Genomic DNA, 1714 nt, shown 5'->3' with positions numbered 1-1714 from the left:
CCGTGTGGTCGGCTGGTCGATGAAGGCCGATAGGGATGCCACGCTGGTCATGGACGCCCTGATGATGGCCGTCTGGCGCCGCGGCAAGGCGGACGCCCTGCTCCATCACTCGGACCAGGGATCGCAAGGCGGTTTCAACCGGTCGTCGCAACACCCTGCTGATGGAGGTTGCGATGGCAAGATGCAAACGGAGATCCGGACGATCGACCAGGCGCAAGTTGCGCTCACCGGGGCGGCCGGGAGTGGCGCGACAGGCGGAGCGGCGGCGCTTCTGGTCCCTGATTGCGTTGGGTCTCTCCAGCGAGGACGCTGCTGCCCGGACCGGCATCTCGCAGCCGGTCGGAACACGGTGGTTTCGAGAGGCTGGCGGCATGCCCCCTTCACATCTGGCGCTATCCGCGCCGTCCCCGTCCCGGCGCTATCTGTGTCTGGAAGAGCGCGAGGAGATCGCTCTGCTCCTGGTGCAGAACGTCGGCCTGCGTGAGATTGCACGCCGTCTTGGCCGCGCGGCGTCGACCATCTCGCGGGAGATCCGTCGCAATGCCGCCACGCGCTCCGGCGGGTTCGAGTATCGTGCGACCACGGCCCAGTGGCATGCCGAACGCTCGGCCGAGCGACCGAAGGCAGCAAAGCTGGCAACGAACGCGGCTTTGCGGCAGTATGTGCAGGACAGGCTCTCAGGCCATATTTCGCACCCGGGCGGCTCGGTCGTTGTTGGCCCACCGACAACGTGGAACGGTCGACGACACGGACGGCGACAACCGCGTCGGTGGGCCAAGGCGTGGAGTCCGGAGCAGATCTCCAGCCGACTGTGCATCGACTTTCCCGGAGACGAGAGCATGCGGATCAGTCACGAGGCCATCTATCAGGCGCTCTACATCCAGGGGCGTGGCGCCTTGCGCCGCGAGCTCACGGCATGCCTGCGCACCGGCCGGGCGTTGCGTGTGCCCCGCGCCCGGACCGTCGGCCGGGGAAAGTCCTTCGTGACATCCGGGATCATGATCAGCGAGCGCCCGGCCGAAGCTGCGGATCGTGCTGTCCCGGGACACTGGGAAGGCGACCTGATCATCGGGCTCAACCGCTCCGCCATCGGCACCCTGGTCGAGCGACAGACGCGCTTCACGCTGTTGCTGCACCTTCCACGGATGCCCGGGCATGGCGAGGAGCCCCGCGTGAAGAACGGACCGCCTCTGGCGGGTCACGGGGCGGAGGCCGTGCGCGATGCCATCCTGCGCAGCATCGTTCAACTGCCCCGCCATCTGCGCCGATCCCTGTCCTGGGATCAGGGGGCCGAAATGGCCCGCCATGCTGAACTGACCGTCGCCGCTGATCTGCCGGTCTACTTCTGCGATCCTCAAAGCCCGTGGCAGCGCGGGACGAATGAGAACACCAATGGCCTGCTGCGCCAGTACTTCCCGAAGGGCACCGATCTCAGCCTGCACAGCCCCGATGACATCGAAGCGGTTGCCGCTGCACTCAACGGGCGCCCTCGAAAGACCCTTGGCTGGAGAACCCCGGCGGAGGCGCTGGACGCGGTGCTTGAGAAGGTGGAAACTGCCCATGTTGCGACGACCGGTTGAAACCGCCCAATACACCAGCGAGCAGTTTCAGCGCCTGCTGACCGACAACGGCATCACCTGCTCCATGAGCCGGGCTGGAAACGTCTGGGACAATTCTGCGATGGAGAGCTTCTTTTCGTCGCTGAAAACCGAAC

The 1714-nt window shown here is 66.1% G+C and carries 1 protein-coding gene and 2 pseudogenes; all 3 read left to right on the top strand.

Annotated features, from left to right (window positions below; all coding sequences use genetic code 11):
• A pseudogene (locus NHN26_RS17300) lies at positions 1-127 on the top strand (IS3 family transposase); the annotation flags it as partial.
• Positions 128-173: 46 nt separating this feature from the next.
• The gene (locus NHN26_RS17295; protein ID WP_207894010.1) at positions 174-1580 is read left to right on the top strand and encodes an IS30 family transposase; all 1407 of its coding nucleotides are present in this window, start codon (positions 174-176) and stop codon (positions 1578-1580) included.
• A 4-nt stretch (positions 1581-1584) separates the two neighbouring features.
• Positions 1585-1714 (top strand): annotated as a pseudogene (locus NHN26_RS17290) (IS3 family transposase); the annotation flags it as partial.

The organism is Rhodovulum tesquicola (assembly GCF_024128855.1).
Taxonomy (GTDB): domain Bacteria; phylum Pseudomonadota; class Alphaproteobacteria; order Rhodobacterales; family Rhodobacteraceae; genus Rhodovulum; species Rhodovulum tesquicola.
Note: the sequence above shows the minus strand (reverse complement) of the source record. Positions and strands in the feature narration are given on the sequence as shown.

Bases quoted from the DNA above. Each gene is read 5' to 3' on its own strand.
- NHN26_RS17295 (WP_207894010.1), top strand. From the start codon at position 174: ATGGCAAGATGCAAACGGAGATCCGGACGATCGACCAGGCGCAAGTTG.